The organism is Bacillus gobiensis (assembly GCF_001278705.1).
In the GTDB taxonomy this organism is placed as follows: Bacteria; Bacillota; Bacilli; order Bacillales; family Bacillaceae; genus Bacillus; species Bacillus gobiensis.
Genome location: NZ_CP012600.1, coordinates 4,285,495 through 4,306,778 on the forward strand (window position 1 = coordinate 4,285,495; position 21,284 = coordinate 4,306,778).

Consider the following 21,284-nt stretch of genomic DNA (forward strand, 5'->3'; position numbering starts at 1 on the left):
TTTGCAAAGTTTTCTGCGCGAAAAGAGATTTTCGCGTCTTTTTATTATATAATTTTACTTATCTTGATGTATTTGACTGGAGTGTAATAAATGTCGGCAGCATGGAATAAATTTTTACAGCATGCGGGAGTAAGGCGATTTTTTGTTTTTCTTATCATAGCTGCTGTCCTTTATCTTTTTCGAGGAATGATGAATCTTATTTTACTCACGTTTATCTTTACTTTTTTGATGGACAGGCTGGAAAACGTAGTAAGAGGATTTCTTAACCACTTTTTAAAAGTGAGTCAAAAAGTGGTGATAACCAGTTTATATATTACGCTTGGCGGCTTATTGGCAATCGGAATCTTCAACTATTATCCTGTGGTCGCGGATCAAATCAAGCAGTTGGCAGATTTGGCGAAAGAACTGTCTGCTCGTCCAGAAGAGAATATTCCATTTTATTATGAGATCACCACTGTGTTTGGAGACGTGAATCTTTCGGGATATTTTGAAAAGGGGCTTAATTTTCTTTATACATACCTTGCTGATGTGAGTTCATTCAGTCTGCAAGTTTTTCTCTCATTAATTCTCAGTATGTTTTTCTTAATCGAAAAAGGCCGTTTGGTCGCTTTTATGCAAAAATTTAAAACGAGCAAATTGGCGATTTTTTATAAAGAGATTGCTTTTTTCGGTGGGAAATTTGTAAAGACGTTTGGAAAGGTATTAGAAGCACAATTTATCATTGCGATTGTAAATTGTGCTCTTACTACGATTTCTCTCTGGATCATGGGTTTTCCGCAGTTGTTCGGCCTGGCCGTTATGGTCTTTTTCCTGGGGCTGATTCCGGTGGCCGGAGTCGTCTTGTCCTTGATCCCTCTCAGTATTATTGCCTATAGCATCGGCGACTGGATCTATGTGTTCTATATGTTTATCGTTATTATGATCATTCATGCGATTGAAGCGTATTTTCTCAACCCGAAGCTTATGTCTGCAAAAACTGAGCTCCCTATCTTTATGACATTTATCGTATTGATTTTTTCCGAGCATTATTTTGGAATATGGGGATTGATAATCGGTATTCCCGTAGTTGTCTTTCTCTTGGATGTTCTTGATGTGACAAATAGCAGTACAGAGGAAACGGTCGGTGTTAACAAAAGTTGACATACTTGAAAAACTATTTACAAGATGGAAATAATGGTGTTTAATTATATTACAAAACTATACTACACTCGTTTAATCCTTTTTTGAAGGAATGGGGGACCCAAAATCATTACGGGGTGAATTTTTATACGTTTTATGTATAAAAACGGACATCTCTTCGTCCGAACCCGACAGCTAACCCCGTATACGTGAAGAGAGTCATATGTGGGATCTCTATGTCTGAATAGAGCACGAAGCCGCGAATGAACTCGTGGTTTTTTTTATTATTTTTTAGGAGGTAAATCTATGAAACTTGCAACAAGAATCATCATTGCACTTATTGTAGGTGCTATCGTCGGAATTATCTTGAACGTTTTTGCACCTCAAGCATTTGATGTGCTGGATCCATATTTATTTTCCCCTTTAGGCAAAATCTTTTTAAATTTGATTAATATGATTGTGATTCCAATCGTTTTCTTTTCGATTACTTTAGGAGTGGCGGGGCTTGGAGACCCAAAAAAATTAGGTCGGATTGGTGCAAAAACGATCTCCTATTTTCTATTAACCACTACTGTTGCAATTATTATAGGGCTTGTTCTTACGTTGTTGATCAAACCGGGTGAAGTGGGAAATATCACTCCTGAGAACGCAGGAAGCTATGAAGCAAAAGAAGCACCATCAACGGCTGAAACGCTTATGAACATTATCCCTAAAAATCCAATCGAGGCGTTCGCAAATGGAGACATGCTCCAAATCATTGTGTTTTCTATATTTATCGGGCTTGGAATTGCTATGCTCGGTAAGAAGACAGAAGGGCTGTTGAAAATTTTAGAGCAGGGAAATGACCTCATGATGTATCTTGTCGGTCTCGTTATGAAATTTGCTCCCTACGGTACATTTGGATTGATTGCTTCTGCAATTGGAAGCCAAGGCTTTAGCGCAATCCAAGCAATGGGACTCTATTTTATTGTTGTTCTTTTAGCCTTGATTATCCACATGGCTGTTACGTATGGTTCTACTGTTGCCGTATTAGGCAAGTTAAATCCGATTGCTTTCTTTAAGGGCTTTTCACCTGCTATGGTTGTAGCTTTCAGTACATCGAGCAGTAACGCGGTACTTCCGATGTCAATGGAAACTGCCCAAAAAAATTTAAAGGTGCCGAAATCGATAAGCAGCTTTGTTCAACCTTTGGGAGCAACCATTAATATGGATGGAACAGCGATCATGCAAGGTGTTGCAACAGTGTTTATCGCCCAGGTATATGATGTCAATCTGACTTTTGTGGAGCTTGTCACTGTTGTTCTAACTGCTGTTCTTGCAAGTGTAGGTACTGCCGGGGTGCCCGGAGTCGGTTTGATCCTGCTGGCCATGGTGCTGCAATCCGTCAATCTTCCTGTTGAAGGGATTGCACTTATATTAGGGATTGACCGCTTGCTTGATATGGCAAGGACTGCAGTCAATATTACGGGAGATGCTGCCTGCGCCGTTATTGTTGCTGAATCAGAGAAAAAACACGGAGTTACTTCTGAACAAAACGTTAATCAATCCTTCTAAAATATTCCAATGAATAAGATGGAGCTATCTACAGATGCTCCATCTTTTCCTTTTCATAGATGAATTAGAGTCGATGATGCGGATTTCCGTACACCGCCATAAAAAAGACCCTTTTGACATATCAAGCTCCAAATTGGAAACACCCTTTTAACCAGAAAAATGACTGTAAATGGTATACTATATACTAGAATGGGAGGGCTTTAAAGCAATGACAATCAAGCCGGTTTTAACGGTTAACAATATACATAAGAAAATCGGGAAAAAGAAGATTTTAGAAGAAATCAGCTTAGATGTTTATCCCGGAGAAATTGTCGGATTGCTGGGACCAAACGGCTCAGGAAAAACAACACTCATCAAAATTATCGTCGGTTTAATGGAAAAAAACGAAGGGACTATTTTAATTAATGGATTTCCTCTCAATCAGGAATTTGAGGAAGCTATCCGTTTTGTCGGAGCCATCATTGAAAATCCTGAATTTTATCAAAATATGACTGGGTATGAGAATCTCCAGCAGTATGCCGAAATGGCGGGCAACATTTCCAAAACAAGAATCGATGAAGTCGTAGAGCGGGTCGGATTAAGCCACGCGATCGACGATAAGGTGAAAGCTTATTCGCTTGGAATGAGGCAGCGGCTAGGGATTGCCCAGGGAATTCTGCATTCGCCCAGCCTGTTGATTTTGGACGAACCGACTAATGGGTTAGATCCCGCGGGGATGAAGGATTTCAGGGAGCATATAAAAGAACTCGCAAAACGTGAAAATGTCGCTATTCTCATTGCATCTCACCTTCTTAGTGAGGTGGAGGAGCTTTGTGATCGAGTCATCATTATTCAAAATGGAAAAATTAAGTCAACCGTAAGCTTATCGGAAAACCTTGAAACCGAACTTACTCTTCGTATGGAGCTTCGTCCGCAGGAGAATGCACTCAGCTGGCTGAGCGGCCAAGGTTTTGAAGCAGAAGCAAATGGAGATTTTCTCTTAGTAAAGGTGAAAAAAGAGCAAGTCCCCGATTTATGCCGAAGAATGTCCATTGATGGCATTGATATATTTAGTGTAATTCCTGTTAAACGATCACTTGAGGAAAGCTTTATCGATTGGACAACTGAAAACGTTATGCGCGAAAGAGAAGGGGAAGAGTATGAACAGACTGATTCGAAATGAGCATAAAAAGCTGTTCAAAAAAAGAATTGTAGTCGTAGCATTGATAAGTATGGCGGTCCTGCAATTTTTAATGGCGCTTTTTATCAAAAGGCTGTTGATGAGCGCGAGGGTTGAGGATCATTTTATTGGGTATTTTTCTTACGCTCCTAATTTAAACATAATATTGCAGCTTTTTTCAGTAGTTATTGCAGCGACGATCGTTTCATCTGAATTTGATAAAAGAACGATTAAATTTTTGCTAATACGTCCTGTGAAACGGTGGAAGATTCTTCTTTCTAAATGGACGACTTCTATTTTAGCCAGCATCTACCTTTTTATCATATATTATTCGTTGACACTTGTTTATGGATTGGTGTTTTTCGGGGTGAACATAGATGAAAGAGCGGGTGTTTTGTTTTCAAATACGCTTATCTGGATTGCTTCGCAATGGCTTGAAATTTTTATGATGATTGCTTTTGCTTTTTTATGCTCCGCTTTATTAAAAAACAGCGTATTTTCTTTAGTGGTTTCTTTTGTAGTGATATACATAGCCAAAACATTGGTAACGATTTTCGATGTGATGGAGAATCAGTGGGGAAAATTTCTATTGTTTGCCAATACTGATTTCAGGCAATACGCAGGCGGGGTAAATCCATTATTTGATGGGACAAGTCCTGTATTTTCAATTTTTATTATTGCCATTCATCTGATCACCTTTTTGACCGTGGCGTGGTGGAGTTTTTGTAAACGTGATGTGACTGTGTAAAATATGTCGATTAGGTGAAGAGAAATCTTGGCAATTTTGTGAAATTACTCACGAAATCAACTGCGTTCCCAAAATTTTATCTATAATTAAGAGGACCAAAGCGGGGGATGATAGATATGGATATGAGATATTTCATAAAAGCTTTGCCTATTTTGCTGCTGTTGTCGTTTTCTTTTGTGTCATTTGGTTTTCACTTTGACCATTTGGTTCTTTTCAGGCTGGCGTTGGGATGTTTTTCAATCGCAGGTTTGTACATGTTATACAAATTAAAAAATAATGAATTAATCTTTATGGTCTATTTGTATTCCAGCTGGGCTGTCTTGGCAGCGTTGGCAGCGATTGAAGAAGCTCTTTTTTCAAGCTTTTTCTTTGGCGGATTAGTAATGGCAATGGGGTATTTATCCTATATGCTGATATATTTATCGATGAAAAAAGACGGGCAAACTAGAGCCTTATCATAGATTTTAAGCCTGCTTTCTGTACTTGAAAGCGGGCTGTTTATTTTTTTCTAAGCTGATTTGTTGCAATCGGAAGGAACTTATCAATATAATACATAAAATTGACCGGGACAAATTGGAGGGATTGATGTGTCATCGTTGTTTATCAAAACAGAGAAACAGAAAAGATGGCTGGATATAATAGGAGAACTGTCGGATGAGTTTGAAAAACGTTCTGCCGAACATGATGAACAGGCTTCATTTCCTTATGAAAATATCCAAGCATTAAAGGAATCCGGCTATACTGCATTGCCTGTTCCAGAAAAAAACGAAGGGGAAGGACTCTCTGTTTATGACATGATTTTGTACCAGGAGCGGCTCGCCAAAGGAGATGCCGTCACTGCACTGAGTATCGGCTGGCATTTAAGTATTATGGGTGAACTCGCGGAAGGGGATATTTGGGAGAAAAAGGACTTTGATTTTATAGCAAAAGAAGTATTGCAGGGGGCACTCGTCAATCGAGCAGCGAGTGAAGCGCAAACAGGGAGTCCGACGAGAGGCGGCCGGCCCGGGACAACTGCGCAAAAAAAGAACAACTCGTGGATAGTAAACGGAAGAAAAACGTTTACGACGATGTCACCGGTTTTGGATTATTTCTTAGTCACAGCGTGGATCGACGAAGAAGACACGATTGGCGTCTTTCTAATTCATAAAGACACGAACGGTGTCAGCATTGAAGAAACGTGGGATGTTATTGCTATGAGAGGGACTGCAAGTCATGACCTTGTTATGGAAGAAGTCATTCTCGATGAGTCAAAGCTGGTCGAACGCTTGAATCATCCACGCGGAACAAAGGTAAATGGCTGGCTCTTACATATCCCGGCTGTATATCTTGGGATTGCCCAAGCAGCCAGAGACTATGCAGTGAAATTCGCGAATGTCTACTCACCGAATAGCTTGAAGGGACCGATCAAGGATGTTCCATCTGTACAAAAGCATATCGGCGAAATTGAGCTTGAATTAATGAAAGCACGGCATTTTCTTTATCACGTAGCCGAGATGTACGATGATCCTAAACAGCGCCCGAATATCGGACAAGAATTAGCTGCCGTTAAACACACGGTTACGAATACTGCTATTTATGTTGTGGATAAGGCAATGAGAGTGGTTGGGGCAAAAAGCCTTCAGCGTACAAATCCTCTGCAAAGATATTACAGAGATGTGCGGGCTGGATTGCACAATCCTCCAATGGATGATATTACGATCCAGAAGCTTTCGGCTCTTGCATTTGAATCGTTGGAAAAGTAAACATTCAAAAACTCGCTTCGGCGGGTTTTTATATTTTCTTTCCCGGGGAATAATTTGCTGTCGAATAGAATAAGATGCTGGCGGCGGAATTTTTTTAACTTGCAGAAAATACTCCAGCCTTCAATTATCCATACTAATGGACAAATGGAGGTTGTAAAATGAATGAGTCGACGGATTTAAAGACTGGTGAAAAAGGTGCCTGGATCAGTATATTTGCCTACTTGATTCTTGCGGCTGTCAAATTGATTGTCGGAATAACGTACCACTCGGAAGCGCTCCGTGCCGACGGATTAAACAATAGCACAGATATTATTGCTTCTGTTGCTATATTAATTGGGCTAAAGATTTCCCAGTATCCTCCGGACAGTGACCATCCATACGGACATTACCGTGCTGAAACTATTTCGTCTTTAATTGCGTCATTTATTATGATGATGGTAGGTTTGGAGGTACTGATTGAAGCCGGAAAATCGATTCTTCGCCCAAAAGAAGCCTCTCCCGGAATTGTTGCTGGATGGACGGCCGGCATTAGCGCTATATTCATGTTTGGAGTATATCTTTATATCAAAAGGTTGGCCGATCGAATTAACAGCCATGCCTTAATGGCAGCTGCAAAAGACAATTTCTCGGACGCGATTGTAAGCGTAGGAACATGTGTAGGGGTATTTTCTTCCAGGCTGCAACTTCCCTGGATCGATACTGTATTTGCGTTTATCATAGGGATCATTATTTGCAAAACAGCCTGGGATATATTCAGAGACGCGACCCATTCATTAACGGACGGATTTGACAGGAATGATCTTGAAGCATATCAACAATCGATTCAACGAATTGAAGGAGTACATAAGCTAACGGATATTAAAGCAAGATATTTGGGAAGTACAGTGCATTTAGAAGCAAGTGTGGTCGTTAATTCTGCATTAACAACAGAGGAAAGCCACAAAATTGCCGATGAGGTGGAAAACAAAATGAAACATGAACATGGTGTTTCACATGTTCACGTCCATATTGAACCGAGCGACATAAAATGAATTCTTTCTTCGAATTAGCTAAGGTGTTCAGATAAGAATCCAGTCACTTCATCTGGAGTTTTTGCATTTGCGCTGTGAAGATGGGCTGTTTTTTCGCCGTTTTTAAAAATCAATAGGCTCGGAATTCCCATCACTTGATACTTATCAGCAAGCTCAGGCAGCTCGTCTTTGTTTAGTTCATACCATTCATTTTCTTGATAAGTATCCATAATATCACCGATGAACATATTTAAACGAGTGCAATCAGGGCACCAATCGGCGAAAAATTTAATAATAACTTCTTTATGTGATGCAATAACTTCTTGAAACTGTTCAGTTGTGTTAATTTTTTTCAATGCTGACATCTCCTTTTCCATGCCATTCTAATATAAATTGGTTTGAAAATACATAAAAATGAACGGTTTTTAACTGGATTTTGAAAAGAATGAAATTAATTAGAGCAAATACCCATGAAAGTGATAATATAATAACGACGAATTGTTAGTAGGGGGAATTTGAAAGTGAAGACGAGATTAGGGTTGGTTTACGGAGGTAAATCAGCAGAACATAATGTATCATTACAGACTGCTCTCGCTGTCATAAAAGCGTTAAACACCGAAAAGTTTGAAATACACCCTATTTACATTACGGAACAAGGAGAATGGATAAGGGGGCCGCTTCTGTCTGAACCTGTTTCTAATGTAAAAATGCTGCAGCATGAACAAAATGGCGAAACGTTTGCACCGTCCGGGTTAAATCAAGAAATGTTTCCTATCCCGCAAAGCGAAAAAAGCAAAAACGCTTCCGTAGATGTTGTTTTTCCGCTCCTTCACGGCCCAAATGGTGAAGATGGTACGCTGCAAGGAATGCTCGATTTGTTAAATGTGCCTTATGTTGGGAATGGTGTGCTTGCTTCTGCTGCCGGAATGGATAAAGTGGTCATGAAAAATCTGTTTGCGCAGGCAGGATTGGAACAAGCGAACTACGTGTCCTTTATTAAAAAAGAATGGGAAAAATCAGATATTAAGTGCTATGAAAAAGTTGAAGCCGAGCTGGACTATCCTTGTTTTGTCAAACCGGCAAATCTCGGTTCGAGCGTCGGTATCAGCAAGTGCAGAAATAGAGCTGAATTGGTTGAAGCCTTTCAAGGTGCCTTTAAATACGATCGGAAAATCATCGTTGAAGAAGGAATTATTGGCAGAGAAATCGAATTGGGTATCCTGGGAAATGACGAGCCGATCTGTTCAGTACCTGGTGAAATCGCTCCGAAAACAGATTTTTATGATTACCGGGCAAAATATGAAGATGGAGATACGGATTTGATTATTCCTGCAGAAGTTACTGAGGAAGAGCTGCAGAAATTGAAAGAAATGGCAGTCAAGGCTTTCAAAGCAATTGACGGAGCAGGCTTAGTCAGAGCGGATTTCTTTGTAACAAATGATGGGAAAGTGCTCATTAATGAAGTTAACACAATGCCTGGCTTTACACCGTTCAGCATGTTTCCGTTGCTTTGGAAGCATACGGGAGTCGAATACCCCGAACTGATCGAAAGGCTTGTCGAATTAGCAATTGAGAGATATGAAGAAAAACAGCAAATCATCCACACATTTTAAAATCAAAGAGGCACTGTCATAAATGGCGGTGTCTATTTTCCATAATAGAGACGAGAGGAGCCCTTTCAATGATCGAACGTACAGCTAAGGAAATTGCTGACATGACAAATGGTACGTTGGGGGATACAGCTTATTATCAAAAGAAAATCACAGGGGTCACGACAGATACGAGAAAAATTGAAAAAGGCCAGCTGTTTGTTCCAATTTCAGGTGAAAATTTTAATGGGCACACATTTGCAAAGGCTGCGCTTGAAAAAGGAGCAGCCGCTGTACTGTGGAGTGCAGCTGAACCTGATCCCCCAGAGCACGGAGCAGTGATCGTAGTCAATGATACGTTAGAAGCACTGCAACAGCTAGCCTCTGCATATCGCAAATCCATTAATCCGAAAGTTGTCGGCGTAACGGGAAGCAACGGGAAAACGACGACAAAGGATATGATTTATTCGATTTTAACCACAGAATATCGTGTTCATAAGACCCAAGGGAACTACAACAACCACATTGGTTTGCCCTTAACCATATTAGATATGCCGGAGGAAACGGAAATCGCCATTTTAGAAATGGGAATGAGCGCAAAAGGAGAAATCGATTTTCTTACAAAGCTGGCAAAGCCGGATATCGCTGTCATAACCAATATCGGAGATTCGCATTTGCTGGATTTGGGATCGAGAGAAAATATTGCGGATGCTAAATTTGAAATTGCAAATGGACTTTCAAAGGATGGAGTACTCATATATACTGGAGATGAACCTCTCTTGGCAGATAAAGTGAAAAATGTTGCTTTTGCTTTGAAATCCTTTGGAGAAAATAAAGACAATTCTTATCAAATCAGCGAGATAGAGCTTGGAAAAGAAGGCACATATTTTAAGTTGCGAGATATTGAACAGCCGTTTTATATTCCGGTTCTTGGCAAGCATAATGTCAGAAACGCTTTAGCCGCAATAGCAGCAGCTAACGAATTTCATGTTGATCTTTCACGAATAGCAGAAGGGTTAACAAATCTAAAAATGACTGGGATGCGGCTGGAAATGCTTCAGATGTCTGATGGTCTTTCCATCATTAATGATGCGTATAATGCGAGCCCGACATCTATGCGGGCAGCTATTGATTTATTACAAGGAATGCAAGGATTTAGAAAAAAACACTTGGTACTGGGAGACATTCTTGAGCTGGGCAAGGATGAGAAAATGTATCATGAACAGATTGGAATGGAAATTGATTCAAGCCAAATTCAATTTGTATATACGTACGGCAAACTTGGTGAATATATTGCTAATGGAGCTAACGGGAATTTTCAAGAAGGCTGTGTAATGCATTTTGATGATAAAAAAGCATTGGCGAGAGAGCTTCAAAACAGGACAGCTCCAGAGGATATCGTATTAATTAAAGCTTCCCGCGGCATGAAGCTGGAAGACGTCATTTCACATTTGAAAATTTCTTGAGAAACTGTGATAAATTTGGCGGTTTTCTTGATATGACTGTGGGCATACTTTAAGAAAAGGTTTAGAATTGAGGCGGAACAATGATAGGGTGTTTGTGCATTCACGGGTTTACCGGGGCTCCTTATGAAGTGGAGCCGCTGGCCGATTATTTTAAAAAATCGACAGACTGGGACGTCCAAACGATCACACTTCCAGGGCATGGAGATACCCTTGCTCTAAAAGGGATTTCGTTTCAAGAATGGCTAGCTTGCGCTGAAATCGAGCTCGTCCGCATGCTGAAGCGATGTGATGAACTTTATATCATCGGTTTCTCAATGGGAGGAATGATCGCTGCTTATCTTGCAGCAAAGTATCCGGTAAAAAAACTTGTGCTTCTCAGTGCAGCCGCTCTCTATATTAATCCGAGGCAATTTATTGCAGACTTGGCTCACTTATGGAAGGATTCAGTAAGAGGCACTCTGGCTGAAAACATCATTTACTCCAGGTACAAAAAGAAATTTTTGAAGACCCCTATTTCTTCTGCGTTTCAATTTCAAAAACTTGTGAAAGCAACAAAACCGGCCTTAAAAAGCCTTGAATTGCCTGTGCTGATCGTCCAGGGAGAGTGTGATGCCATTGTTCCGGTTTCGAGTGCGCGTTTTTTATACAACACGATTCCTTCGTCGCATAAAGAACTGTATTTGATTCCTGATTGCAAGCATCATGTTTGTTTGGAAGAAAACGCAGGACAATTGTTTAAGCATGTAGAAAGTTTTTTAAATAAAGAATTCCAAAACGCACAATTTCAGCAGGCCAACTACTGACACGTCCAGAAGAACACTAGCTTTAGGTTTAATTCCAAATAAAATAAATAATAGCTGTGTGCCGTTTTTAATGGATATTGAAATACTTGTATCTAAATGGTAAGATAAAATGTAAAGTAATTCGGGCTTTGTATACAAACTGGACCTGTCCTTCTTTATAAAAAGGGCAGTTTTTATTGATAAAACTTGATTTACTGAAACAGCTATTAGAAGGAGTATGAATAAATTGACTATTACGTTTCAAGATTTTCAATTAAGTTCCGAACTCATGAAGTCAATTAACCGCATGGGTTTTGAAGAAGCAACACCGATTCAGGCAGAAACGATTCCATTGGGACTTGCAAATAAAGACGTTATTGGACAAGCGCAAACCGGTACGGGTAAAACTGCTGCGTTTGGTATCCCCCTTGTTGAAAAAATCAACACCGAGTCTCCTAATATTCAAGCCATTATTATTGCACCAACACGTGAATTAGCCATTCAGGTTTCAGAAGAGCTATATAAAATTGGACAAGATAAGCGTGTTCGTGTATTGCCAATTTACGGCGGACAGGACATTGGCAGACAGATACGCGCTCTTAAGAAAAATCCACACGTTATTGTAGGAACGCCGGGACGCTTGCTTGACCATATTAATCGCCGCACGCTTCGTCTTCAAAATGTGAACACCGTTGTTCTTGATGAGGCTGATGAAATGCTTAATATGGGATTCATCGAAGACATTGAATCGATCCTTTCGAATGTTCCAAGTGAGCATCAAACATTGCTTTTCTCGGCAACAATGCCTGCGCCGATTAAACGAATCGGCGAGCGTTTCATGACGAATCCCGAGCATGTGAAAGTAAAAGCGAAGGAAATGACAGTAAGCAATATTCAGCAGTTTTATCTTGAAGTGCATGAAAGAAAGAAATTTGACACTCTTACACGCCTTCTCGATATCCAATCTCCTGAACTTGCGATCGTTTTCGGGCGGACAAAGCGCCGTGTTGATGAATTAACGGAAGCTTTAAATTTAAGGGGTTACACTGCTGAAGGTATCCACGGAGATTTAACGCAGGCGAAACGCATGGTTGCCCTTCGTAAATTTAAGCAAGGAGCAATTGACGTTTTGGTTGCTACGGATGTAGCAGCAAGAGGTCTTGATATCTCAGGTGTAACGCATGTTTACAACTTTGACGTGCCTCAGGATCCTGAAAGCTATGTTCACCGCATAGGCAGAACTGGACGTGCGGGTAAAACCGGAATGGCCATGACTTTTATCACTCCGCGGGAAAAGGATATTTTACGGGCAATCGAGCAGACAACGAAACGTAAAATGGACCGCATGAAGGAGCCGACGCTTGACGAAGCGATTGAAGGGCAACAGCAAGTCACTGTAGACCGTCTTCGCCAGATTATGAGCGAAAATAATCTCAATTTTTATATGAGGTCTGCTGCTGAGCTTTTAGAGGATCACGATTCTGTTACAGTTGTTGCTGCAGCGATTAAGATGATGACGAAAGAACCTGATAGTACACCGGTTCGATTAACTGATGAAGCGCCTCTTGCCAGCAAGAGAAATAAAAGCCATCGTTCTTCCGGCCGCGGAGGCTATCGGGGAAAAGGAAAAAACAACCGATCTTCTTATGATAAAAAGCGTTCTTCAAATGATCGCAATCGCCAGTCTGGTGAGAGACGCCAAAAAAAATCATATAATAACTAACTCAAAAATGCGGACCTTTCCCAAAAAGGTTCGTTTTTTTATCTTGAGCAAGTTTCCTTTCTTCCTGGGAACATATATAATGTTAGGGGAAATTTACATAATGAAACTTTTTTAAATATGGATCGTAAAACTTAAATAGATAAGGGGGATACATTTGAGACAGCCACCAAAAAATCAAATTAATTTAAGAGGTTTAAAGGTTTGGAGACTGCAGGAAATCATAAATTCTATCATTTTTCTCCTAGTTGTTATTGCGTTATTCACGCTTAGTTATTTTTTTAACTGGCCGTACTGGATCGGAGCAATTGCAGCGGTATTATGGTTGATTGTTTCAATAGTAAGTATTTGGATTTATCCGAATGTGAAACACAAATATTGGAGATATGAGGTTCTTGAAAATGAAATAGACATTCAGCATGGCATTTTTGTTAATAAGCGGGTCATCGTTCCCATGGTAAAGGTTCAGCACGTTGATACAACACAAGGTCCGCTGCTCCGAAGATTTAACCTATCTACGGTTGAGATTTCCACTGCGGCAACGAAACACCTGATACCTGCTCTGGACGCGGAGGAAGCTGACCAGCTCAGAGACTTTATTTCACGGCTGGCGAGGGTGACAGAAGATGATGTCTGAACCGAAACGAATGCATCCTGCTGCAATGATACTGAATCTCATCTCAGGAGTTATTAATATTGTCAAGCAAATCGTTATTCCATTCGCCTTTATTTTTTTCGTAAACTCAAACGCGATGATTCAGTTTTTTGCGTTACTGGGTTTAGCTGTGTTACTTATCGTTGTCATCGTTTTTAGTGTGTTGCAGTGGCGGAAATTTACATACAGGATTGAAGAGGATGAATTGCGAATTGAGGAAGGACTGATTCGTAAAAAAAGAAGGTATATCCCGATTGAACGCATCCAATCAGTCAATACCAGCGAAGGAATAATTCAGCAGCTATTTAAGCTCGTCAAGCTTCAAGTGGAAACAGCCGGTGGAGGGAAGGAATCGGAAGTTTCCCTTAAAGCGATTACAAAGCATGAAGCCGAGCGGATCCAAAAGGAGTTATTTGACCGAAAACAAAAAATCAGCAGTGAAGAAATTCAAACAGATGTAAATACGGGGGAGGAATTGGAATCTCCAGTTCAAAATCTGGAAAACGAAGCGGATGTCACTTACAAGATGGGGGCGAAAGAACTATTTATCGCTGCTTCAACTTCGAGCGGGATCGGCGTCATTATTTCAGGTATTGTGGCTTTTGTGACCCAATTTGATGAGATTCTGCCGATTGAACGGATTTATGAGCGCTTTTCGTTTTTAAATAATGCTGGTTTGGAAGTTTATGCGCTGCTTGTTTTTATCGGGCTTATTATTGCATGGATTTTAAGTATGATCGGCGTTCTGCTAAAATACGCTAATTTCACCGTGATTCGCAAGAACAAAGAAATTATCATCAGCAAAGGATTGATTGAAAAAAATCGGGTAACAATCCCGATGCACCGAATTCAAGCGATTAAAATTAAAGAAAACCTGATAAGGCAACCATTAAAATACGCAACAGTGATGATCGTGAGTGCCGGCGGAAGCGAGTCTGAAAAAAATACATCCACGCTGTTATTTCCCGTCATTCCGAAAAAAATGGTGAGGGAATTGCTGCAGCAGTATGTAGAGGGCTACACATATGAAACAGATATAACTCCACTTCCTGCCCGCTCGCTTAGACGTTATTTAATCAGGTACGGTTTTTTCCCGCTCATTGCAGGCATTCTTCTGAGCATTTTTCTTTCTCCGTGGGGGTATTTAGGCCTTCTGTTGATTCCTGTAAGCTTGCTGCTTGGTTATTTCGCATATAAGGATGCCGGGTGGAATCTAACAGGAGATAAGCTGCAAATGACCTATCGGGATATCGGAAAGACGACCGCAATTGTTTTACGGAAAAAAATGCAGATCTATGAAGTAAAACAAACGTACTTCCAAAAGAAAAATAAGCTCGCAACCATCCATACTTCCACAAAGTCCTCAGTAACGGCGGAAAGCTTTTCAATTACTGATACAGAATGGGAAGATGCTCAGGCACTGTTTCAATGGTATTCCTACGAAAAAAGAGTGAACGGCTAAAAGGGCCGTCCACTCTTTTTGCTTAGTACAATCGGTGATAGGGTGAACCCTCCGATTAATCCAAAGATATGGGCCAGAATATTGGTATTCGCTCCGGCAAAGGTCATGATGAGGGAAATGACAATGATGGTGACGATCATTTGGGAGTTTGATCTGCTCATGAGCTCTTTTCGATAAAAATAAATATAAAGATATGTGCCAAATAGACCGAAAATAGCTCCTGAAGCTCCGAGGTGATAATATTCTTCAGATCCGAGAAAATATGTCCCTAAGTTTCCGATGATTCCTGAGCCAAGGTACAAAAAGATAAATCTTATTTTTCCGAGCATCCTTTCTAATCCGGGTGCAAATAAAATAAGCGAAATCGAGTTAAACAGCAGATGGGTAAAACCCTGATGCATGAAGATAGGTGTCACCAGTCTCCACCATTCTCCATTAGCGACTCCAAAATTATAGCCGATCAATTGGCCAATTAACAGCTCTATAGAAGCTAATTCAAACTGAAAAACAAGCCATAGCAGGATTTGTATCGCGGTTAAAGCCGATACTATCGGATAAAGACTGATAAAAGAACGGAAACTTTCATTTCTTACAAACATGAACAAGCCCCTTTTAACGTCATTCTAATATTGTTATAATAACATGTTTATGAAATGTAGAGATAAATAAGTACTTGAAACAGAGGTGTACGGAATGATCATCGGGATTGGCATCGACTTGATTGAGCTTCGCAGAATTAATGACCTGATTAAGCGTCAGGAAAAATTTGCTGATCGAGTGCTTGCAGAGGAAGAGTTAAATATTTATAAGAACTTGAGCAATAAAAAGAAACCGGAATATCTCGCAGGAAGGTTTGCTGCAAAGGAGGCTTTTTCTAAGGCGCTAGGTACCGGAATTGGAGCGCATTTAAGCTTTCAGGATATTGTGACGGAAACCGATGATCGCGGGAAACCGACGCTTTTTTGCCAGAAGACAAAGGATAAGAAAATCCACCTTTCTATCACTCACACGAGGGAGTATGCAGCTGCACAAGTAATAATAGAAGAATAACAAGCTACGAAGATTTTTCAGGTTGTCAGGCTAGTCTGCATATTGCGTTCGCCCTCCTCATATATTGGAATGTGGACGAAGGGAGACAAGTTGCATTTACCTTGGCAAAGAACGCATCATGCGGCAAGCCAAGCGGGCGATTTCTTCCTTTTACAATCAATAGTGAAGAGGAGTTGGAAAAGGGTGAGAAAAAGCTTTGTTTTGCTTTTTATAGGACTGCTTGGTGTCATTCTTCTTTCTGCATGCGGTCAAAAGTCTCAGGATGAAGTAGTAAACGGCCTGGAAAAAAAGGTAAAAGAATATACTTCGTATAAAGCAACTGCGAAAATGGTAATTGAAACAGGAGAAGAGCCTCAGGAATACAAGGTAGAAATTTGGCATAAGAAGCCAGATTACTACAGAGTCTATTTAGAAAATTCTAAAAAAGATCAGCATCAGGTCATCCTTCGGAATGGCAACGGGGTGTTTGTCCTCACTCCGTCTCTCAATAAAAGCTTTCGTTTCCAAAGTGATTGGCCAACGAACAGCAGCCAGGTTTACTTGTTTGATTCCCTTGTAAACGACATTAAAAAAGACACAGAGGCAGAGTTTAGCACGAACGAAGAAAATTATGTGTTTGAAACGAAAACGAATTATCAGCATAATCAATCGCTGCCTGTTCAAGAAATCGTTTTAAATAAAAAAAATCTTGCTCCAAAATCAGTAAAAGTCATGGACACGGACCGTAAAGAGATGGTTAAAGTTGATTTTGAAAAGTTTGCCTTCGACGAACCGCTTGAAAAGGAATCGTTTGATGAGAAGAAAAATATGACTCTTTCCCATATGGATATAGCTACGAGTGCAGAAGCCTCTGATGATTTTGCTGTTGCCGCTCCGGTGTATTTGCCTGAAGGAACGGAAAAGCTGGAAGAAAAAGAAATATCAACGGCAGATGGAAAACGGATCATTACGACATATGGCGGAAAGCATTCATTTACGTTAATACAAGAAAAAGCACGTGTCGCGCAATCCGCGGCATCTGTTACAGCAAGCGGAAACCCGGTTGATCTCGGGTTTGCGATCGGCGCCTTAACAGACAATTCAGTTTCTTGGACGTATGACGGAGTGGAGTATTTGCTTGCGTCTGATAATATCGAGCAGGAAGAGCTTGTTCAAATAGCGAAGAGCGTGTATGGACAGTCTACAAAATAGCAGGCGGAGCTTTCGCCTGTTTTTTTAGTTCTGAATTGGACGAGTCAGGATATAGTAGCATTGTTCGTCGTAACCACCACTGAATCAAGGTTCACTTTATCCTTTCTTTCTAGTATGATTGGATTAGAAATTCACGTACTAGGAAGTGTCAGCATGATTGGAAACAGTTTTTACAGAGATACATGGGCGGAAATAGACCTTTCAGCCATAGAAGAAAATATTTTAAGTATGAAGCATCACATTGGCAGCTCAGTTGATCTCATTGCTGTAGTGAAAGCAAATGCATATGGGCACGGAGACGCCCAAGTGGCAAATACGGCTCTATCGGCGGGAGCAGCGATGCTTGCCGTTGCATTTTTGGATGAGGCATTAGCCCTTAGAAACCAGGGGATTACAGCTCCTATCTTGATTTTGGGTGCTGTACCACCTGAAGCTGTCAAGACTTGTGCTGACCAGAAGCTTACTGTGACTGCCTACTCGAACGAATGGCTTAATGCGGCTGTTCCTTACTTGGAGGGAGCAACGCTTTTGTTCCATATGAAAATTGACTCAGGCATGGGCAGAATCGGTTTGAAAACAGAAAATGAAGTGTTGGAAATGACCCGTTTGGCAAATTCCCATGAAAACCTGCATTTAAAAGGCGTGTATACGCACTTTGCTACTGCGGACGAATTAGACACTGCCTATTTTCAAAAGCAGCTTACCTGCTTCAAAACGCTTATCCGTTCTCTGCCTCTGGATGACATTTTGGTACACTCCTCAAACAGTGCGGCAGGATTGCGGCATAAAGACTCATTGTTTAACGCTGTCCGTTTTGGCATAAGTATGTATGGTCTGTCTCCTTCTGAGGAAATGAAAAGCCTGCTTCCTTTTCCATTGCGGCAAGCTTTTACGCTTCACACAAAGCTTGTGCACGTTAAAAAAATTGCAAAAGGAGAAAGTGTCAGCTACGGTGCAACCTACACAGCGAAACAAGATGAATGGCTCGGAACTATGCCGATCGGCTATGCTGACGGGTGGCTCCGAAAGCTATCAGGAAGCGAGGTGCTCATAGACGGCATACGGCAAAAAACGGCGGGAAGAATCTGCATGGATCAAATGATGGTGACTTTGCCTGAAGCTCTTCCTGTTGGAACGAAGGTGACATTGATCGGGACACAAGGAGATGAAATGATCACGATTGATGAAATTGCTTCGCGGCTTGATACGATTAATTATGAAATACCTTGTACAATTACTTCACGCGTTCCTCGTATGTTTTTGAAAAATGGGAGTATAATGGAGATAAGGAATTCTTTATTATCGGACGTTTGATAAAGCGAACCTTCAATCTAAGAGTTACCTGGCGCACGTTTTTTAGCCTTCGTTCATCCGTGCGAGAGACTGCTTGAGGAAGTCTTGCAGTGTGTTAATGCGGGAGAAAAAATTTGTCGTGTTCCACGGATTATTTTGAAAACAGCTTTGCACGACTTAGGAATAATGATATGATTATGATTGGAATTGGATATAGCGTTTGTATCCGGAAGTTTTGTGGAGGTGTATGGTTTTTGTCTGAATCCAGCGCAACAACTGAAATTATGGTTCGTTTACCAGAAGCATTGTTATCAGAATTGGATGGTGTCGTCATGCAGGATAACGGAAGCAGAAATGAATTAATTTATCAAGCAACTAAAATGTACCTACGTGAACGCAAAAAACGACAAATTCGTGAATCTATGAGACGCGGCTATATGGAGATGGCGAAAATCAACTTGAACATCGCTTCTGAAGCATTTCTCGCGGAGTATGAGGCTGAAAACACCGTTGAGCGCTTAGTAAGCGGAGGATAAACATTTGATTGTCAAACGCGGTGATGTTTATTTTGCTGATTTATCTCCTGTTGTTGGCTCAGAACAGGGTGGTGTTCGCCCGGTTTTAGTGATTCAGAATGATATAGGAAATCGCTTTAGCCCGACCGCTATTGTTGCAGCCATAACAGCTCAAATTCAAAAAGCGAAATTGCCTACCCACGTCGAAATTGATGCGAAACGTTACGGTTTTGAAAGGGATTCCGTCATATTGCTTGAACAGATCCGAACGATTGACAAACAAAGGCTGACAGATAAAATCACACATCTTGATGATGAAATGATGGATAAGGTTGATGAGGCCTTGCAAGTCAGTTTAGCTCTTATCGATTTTTAATAGGTCACATATCAAGGTTGCTCACACTACAGGGCAACTTTTTTTGTTTTAAATATAAAATAACGTTATAATAAAAGGCAGAGAACCTTTAACGGGGAAGCACCGGCTAAAATTAAGCAATCTTTGCAGGCAATAGATGCTGCCTGAAAAAATATGGTTGGTTCGTCGTTCAACATCGGGAAACTAGGCGATCATCCACAGATTGCAGATGCACTTTATACATATATAGGGAGGAACGATGCATGTCTACACAGCAAGTCTTTGAATTTATCTCTGACAACCGGCAAGATCTCATTGAAAAATGGACAAGTATCTTATCACAACTTGGAGAAAATGACTCTTTAAAAGCTGTAAATGAGCAAATGTTTCGCACAATTTGTGAAGAATATATGGCAATTATTTTAACTTCTCCGGAAACTAATGATGAATATACAGATAAGAAAATCTTTGAATTTGCAGTGAAAATTGTCCAACTGGGTCTTTCATTAAAACTAATTGCGCAGGCGTTGGCTGATTTTTGGAAGTATCTCTATCGGTTAATGGATGAGAAAAGCACATCAGATAAGCAAAGCCTAAAGCTGGTTTGGGAAATCGAAGAAAATATTACTCCGATTAATAATGAAATACTCAATCAATATTCAATCTCATGGGAAAAGACGGTCTCTCTTCAAAAAGAAGCACTTCAGGAATTATCTGCGCCGCTTATTCCGGTTTTTGAGCATGTTACTGTCATGCCTTTGGTCGGTACAATTGATACGGAGCGGGCGAAAAGAATTATGGAAAATCTTCTGCACGGGGTTGTGAAGCACCGCTCAGAGGTCGTACTTATCGACATTACCGGCGTCCCGGTTGTTGATACGATGGTAGCCCATCATATAATCCAAGCTTCAGAAGCTGTAAGATTGGTAGGAGCAAGATGCCTTCTTGTCGGAATACGGCCTGAAATTGCCCAAACGATTGTCACCCTCGGGATTGATTTATCACAGGTTATTACTAAAAATACCCTTCAAAAAGGAATTCAAACCGCATTAGAGATGACAAATCGAAAAATAGTACCATTGGGGGAATTAGTCAATGAGACTTCCGAAAATTCCTATACTTAAACTTTATAACTGTTTATTGGTATCGATCCAATGGGAGCTTGACGATCAAACCGCCTTGCATTTTCAAGAGGATTTGTTAAATAAGATCCATGAAACTGGTGCAAATGGCGTAGTGATTGATTTAACGTCTGTTGATATGATTGATTCCTTCATTGCAAAGGTGCTCGGAGACGTTATTACAATGTCGAAACTAATGGGAGCCAAGGTTGTCCTGACAGGGATTCAGCCTGCTGTGGCGATTACTCTAATCGAGCTCGGTATAGAACTGGACGAAATTGATACCGGGCTGGATCTTGAACAAGGGCTTGAGACATTGAAGCGGGAATTGGGGGAATAGGTATGAAAAACCAACCCTGTGTGAAAATAATGACTGAGTGGGATATAGTTGCTGCAAGGCAGCTGGGGAGGAAGGTTGCGAAGGAGCTGGGATTTGGCACGGTAGATCAGGCGAGAATCACAACTGCTATTTCTGAGTTGGCAAGAAACATTTATTTATACGCGGGAAAAGGTCAAATTTGTATAGAAGAACTTCACGATATAGGAAAACGCGGCTTAAAGCTGATCGCTTCGGATGATGGACCCGGGATATCTGATATAAAAAAAGTAATGGAAGACGGTTATTCTACATCAGGAGGTCTTGGAGCGGGTCTCCCAGGTGTCAAACGACTGATGGATGAATTTCAGCTTCATTCCAATCCGGGGAAAGGAACTGATATCCACGCAGTGAAGTGGCTTAGGTAGGAGGTA

The 21,284-nt window shown here is 40.7% G+C and carries 23 protein-coding genes and 1 riboswitch; of the genes, 21 read left to right on the forward strand and 2 right to left on the reverse strand.

Translation table 11 applies throughout. From position 1 onward, the window contains the following. Nucleotides 1–90 precede the first annotated feature (90 nt). The 7 genes from AM592_RS21485 to AM592_RS21515 all read left to right on the forward strand — a co-directional run bounded on the left by AM592_RS21485 (nucleotide 91) and on the right by AM592_RS21515 (nucleotide 7,356). A complete protein-coding gene (locus AM592_RS21485) occupies nucleotides 91–1,140 on the forward strand; it encodes an AI-2E family transporter (protein WP_053605665.1) in 1,050 nt (349 codons plus the stop codon). Between the two features lie 59 nt (nucleotides 1,141–1,199). Further along, a riboswitch (cyclic di-AMP (ydaO/yuaA leader) is annotated at nucleotides 1,200–1,343 on the forward strand. An 82-nt stretch (nucleotides 1,344–1,425) separates the two neighbouring features. Next, nucleotides 1,426–2,673, forward strand: a complete 1,248-nt coding sequence (locus tag AM592_RS21490) for a dicarboxylate/amino acid:cation symporter (RefSeq protein WP_053605666.1) — start codon at nucleotides 1,426–1,428, stop codon at nucleotides 2,671–2,673. A 208-nt stretch (nucleotides 2,674–2,881) separates the two neighbouring features. After that, complete coding sequence (locus AM592_RS21495) at nucleotides 2,882–3,835, forward strand: ABC transporter ATP-binding protein (RefSeq protein WP_053605667.1); 954 nt, start codon at nucleotides 2,882–2,884, stop codon at nucleotides 3,833–3,835. Continuing rightward, the gene (locus AM592_RS21500) at nucleotides 3,813–4,580 is read left to right on the forward strand and encodes an ABC transporter permease (RefSeq protein ID WP_053605668.1); all 768 of its coding nucleotides are present in this window, start codon (nucleotides 3,813–3,815) and stop codon (nucleotides 4,578–4,580) included. Before AM592_RS21495 ends, AM592_RS21500 begins: the two co-directional genes overlap by 23 nt. Nucleotides 4,581–4,702: 122 nt before the next feature. Further along, entirely contained in the window at nucleotides 4,703–5,041 is a 339-nt protein-coding gene (locus tag AM592_RS21505; protein WP_053606216.1) for a hypothetical protein, read from the forward strand. Between the two features lie 126 nt (nucleotides 5,042–5,167). Further along, the gene (locus AM592_RS21510; RefSeq protein WP_053605669.1) at nucleotides 5,168–6,325 is read left to right on the forward strand and encodes an acyl-CoA dehydrogenase family protein; all 1,158 of its coding nucleotides are present in this window, start codon (nucleotides 5,168–5,170) and stop codon (nucleotides 6,323–6,325) included. 158 nt (nucleotides 6,326–6,483) lie between these two features. Continuing rightward, the gene (locus AM592_RS21515; protein WP_053605670.1) at nucleotides 6,484–7,356 is read left to right on the forward strand and encodes a cation diffusion facilitator family transporter; all 873 of its coding nucleotides are present in this window, start codon (nucleotides 6,484–6,486) and stop codon (nucleotides 7,354–7,356) included. A gap of 14 nt (nucleotides 7,357–7,370) precedes the next feature. Here AM592_RS21515 and AM592_RS21520 read toward each other — a convergent pair whose 3' ends face one another. After that, complete coding sequence (locus AM592_RS21520) at nucleotides 7,371–7,691, reverse strand: thioredoxin family protein (protein WP_053605671.1); 321 nt, start codon at nucleotides 7,689–7,691, stop codon at nucleotides 7,371–7,373. Nucleotides 7,692–7,856: 165 nt separating this feature from the next. Here AM592_RS21520 and AM592_RS21525 point away from each other — a divergent pair, with 165 nt between their 5' ends. The 6 genes from AM592_RS21525 (at nucleotide 7,857) to AM592_RS21550 (ending at nucleotide 15,009) form a co-directional block, all read left to right on the forward strand. After that, entirely contained in the window at nucleotides 7,857–8,948 is a 1,092-nt protein-coding gene (locus tag AM592_RS21525; protein ID WP_053605672.1) for a D-alanine--D-alanine ligase, read from the forward strand. A gap of 68 nt (nucleotides 8,949–9,016) precedes the next feature. Continuing rightward, nucleotides 9,017–10,390, forward strand: a complete 1,374-nt coding sequence (locus AM592_RS21530; protein ID WP_053605673.1) for a UDP-N-acetylmuramoyl-tripeptide--D-alanyl-D-alanine ligase — start codon at nucleotides 9,017–9,019, stop codon at nucleotides 10,388–10,390. Nucleotides 10,391–10,470: 80 nt separating this feature from the next. Next, complete coding sequence (locus tag AM592_RS21535) at nucleotides 10,471–11,193, forward strand: alpha/beta hydrolase (protein WP_053605674.1); 723 nt, start codon at nucleotides 10,471–10,473, stop codon at nucleotides 11,191–11,193. Nucleotides 11,194–11,419: 226 nt separating this feature from the next. After that, a complete protein-coding gene (gene cshA / locus AM592_RS21540; protein WP_053605675.1) occupies nucleotides 11,420–12,895 on the forward strand; it encodes a degradosome RNA helicase CshA in 1,476 nt (491 codons plus the stop codon). Between the two features lie 154 nt (nucleotides 12,896–13,049). Further along, nucleotides 13,050–13,529 carry a PH domain-containing protein gene (locus AM592_RS21545; RefSeq protein ID WP_053605676.1) on the forward strand — a complete coding sequence of 160 codons (480 nt, stop codon included), beginning with the start codon at nucleotides 13,050–13,052 and terminating at the stop codon, nucleotides 13,527–13,529. Continuing rightward, entirely contained in the window at nucleotides 13,519–15,009 is a 1,491-nt protein-coding gene (locus AM592_RS21550; RefSeq protein ID WP_053605677.1) for a PH domain-containing protein, read from the forward strand. The genes AM592_RS21545 and AM592_RS21550 overlap by 11 nt, the downstream gene beginning before the upstream one ends. Here the strand turns inward: AM592_RS21550 and AM592_RS21555 are convergent. Beyond that, complete coding sequence (locus tag AM592_RS21555; protein WP_053605678.1) at nucleotides 15,006–15,608, reverse strand: rhomboid family intramembrane serine protease; 603 nt, start codon at nucleotides 15,606–15,608, stop codon at nucleotides 15,006–15,008. The two genes, AM592_RS21550 and AM592_RS21555, sit on opposite strands and share 4 nt — an antisense overlap. 94 nt (nucleotides 15,609–15,702) lie before the next feature. Between AM592_RS21555 and acpS the strand changes: the two genes are divergently transcribed. The 8 genes from acpS to AM592_RS21595 all read left to right on the forward strand — a co-directional run bounded on the left by acpS (nucleotide 15,703) and on the right by AM592_RS21595 (nucleotide 21,278). Continuing rightward, nucleotides 15,703–16,059, forward strand: a complete 357-nt coding sequence (gene acpS, locus AM592_RS21560; protein WP_053605679.1) for a holo-ACP synthase — start codon at nucleotides 15,703–15,705, stop codon at nucleotides 16,057–16,059. Nucleotides 16,060–16,242: 183 nt separating this feature from the next. Then, nucleotides 16,243–17,250: a LolA family protein gene (locus tag AM592_RS21565; protein WP_053605680.1), complete on the forward strand. Its 1,008-nt coding sequence runs from the start codon at nucleotides 16,243–16,245 to the stop codon at nucleotides 17,248–17,250. Between the two features lie 153 nt (nucleotides 17,251–17,403). Then, nucleotides 17,404–18,564 carry an alanine racemase gene (alr, locus tag AM592_RS21570; protein ID WP_053605681.1) on the forward strand — a complete coding sequence of 387 codons (1,161 nt, stop codon included), beginning with the start codon at nucleotides 17,404–17,406 and terminating at the stop codon, nucleotides 18,562–18,564. A gap of 233 nt (nucleotides 18,565–18,797) precedes the next feature. Beyond that, the gene (locus AM592_RS21575) at nucleotides 18,798–19,079 is read left to right on the forward strand and encodes a CopG family ribbon-helix-helix protein (RefSeq protein ID WP_053606217.1); all 282 of its coding nucleotides are present in this window, start codon (nucleotides 18,798–18,800) and stop codon (nucleotides 19,077–19,079) included. A 4-nt stretch (nucleotides 19,080–19,083) separates the two neighbouring features. Then, nucleotides 19,084–19,434 carry a type II toxin-antitoxin system endoribonuclease NdoA gene (gene ndoA / locus AM592_RS21580; protein WP_053605682.1) on the forward strand — a complete coding sequence of 117 codons (351 nt, stop codon included), beginning with the start codon at nucleotides 19,084–19,086 and terminating at the stop codon, nucleotides 19,432–19,434. Between the two features lie 242 nt (nucleotides 19,435–19,676). After that, the gene (locus tag AM592_RS21585; protein WP_053605683.1) at nucleotides 19,677–20,537 is read left to right on the forward strand and encodes an STAS domain-containing protein; all 861 of its coding nucleotides are present in this window, start codon (nucleotides 19,677–19,679) and stop codon (nucleotides 20,535–20,537) included. Then, on the forward strand, nucleotides 20,509–20,874 hold the full coding sequence (locus tag AM592_RS21590; protein ID WP_053605684.1) for an STAS domain-containing protein: 366 nt from the start codon (nucleotides 20,509–20,511) through the stop codon (nucleotides 20,872–20,874). Before AM592_RS21585 ends, AM592_RS21590 begins: the two co-directional genes overlap by 29 nt. A 2-nt stretch (nucleotides 20,875–20,876) precedes the next feature. Further along, nucleotides 20,877–21,278, forward strand: a complete 402-nt coding sequence (locus tag AM592_RS21595; protein WP_053605685.1) for an anti-sigma regulatory factor — start codon at nucleotides 20,877–20,879, stop codon at nucleotides 21,276–21,278. The last annotated feature ends 6 nt before the right edge of the window (nucleotides 21,279–21,284 follow it).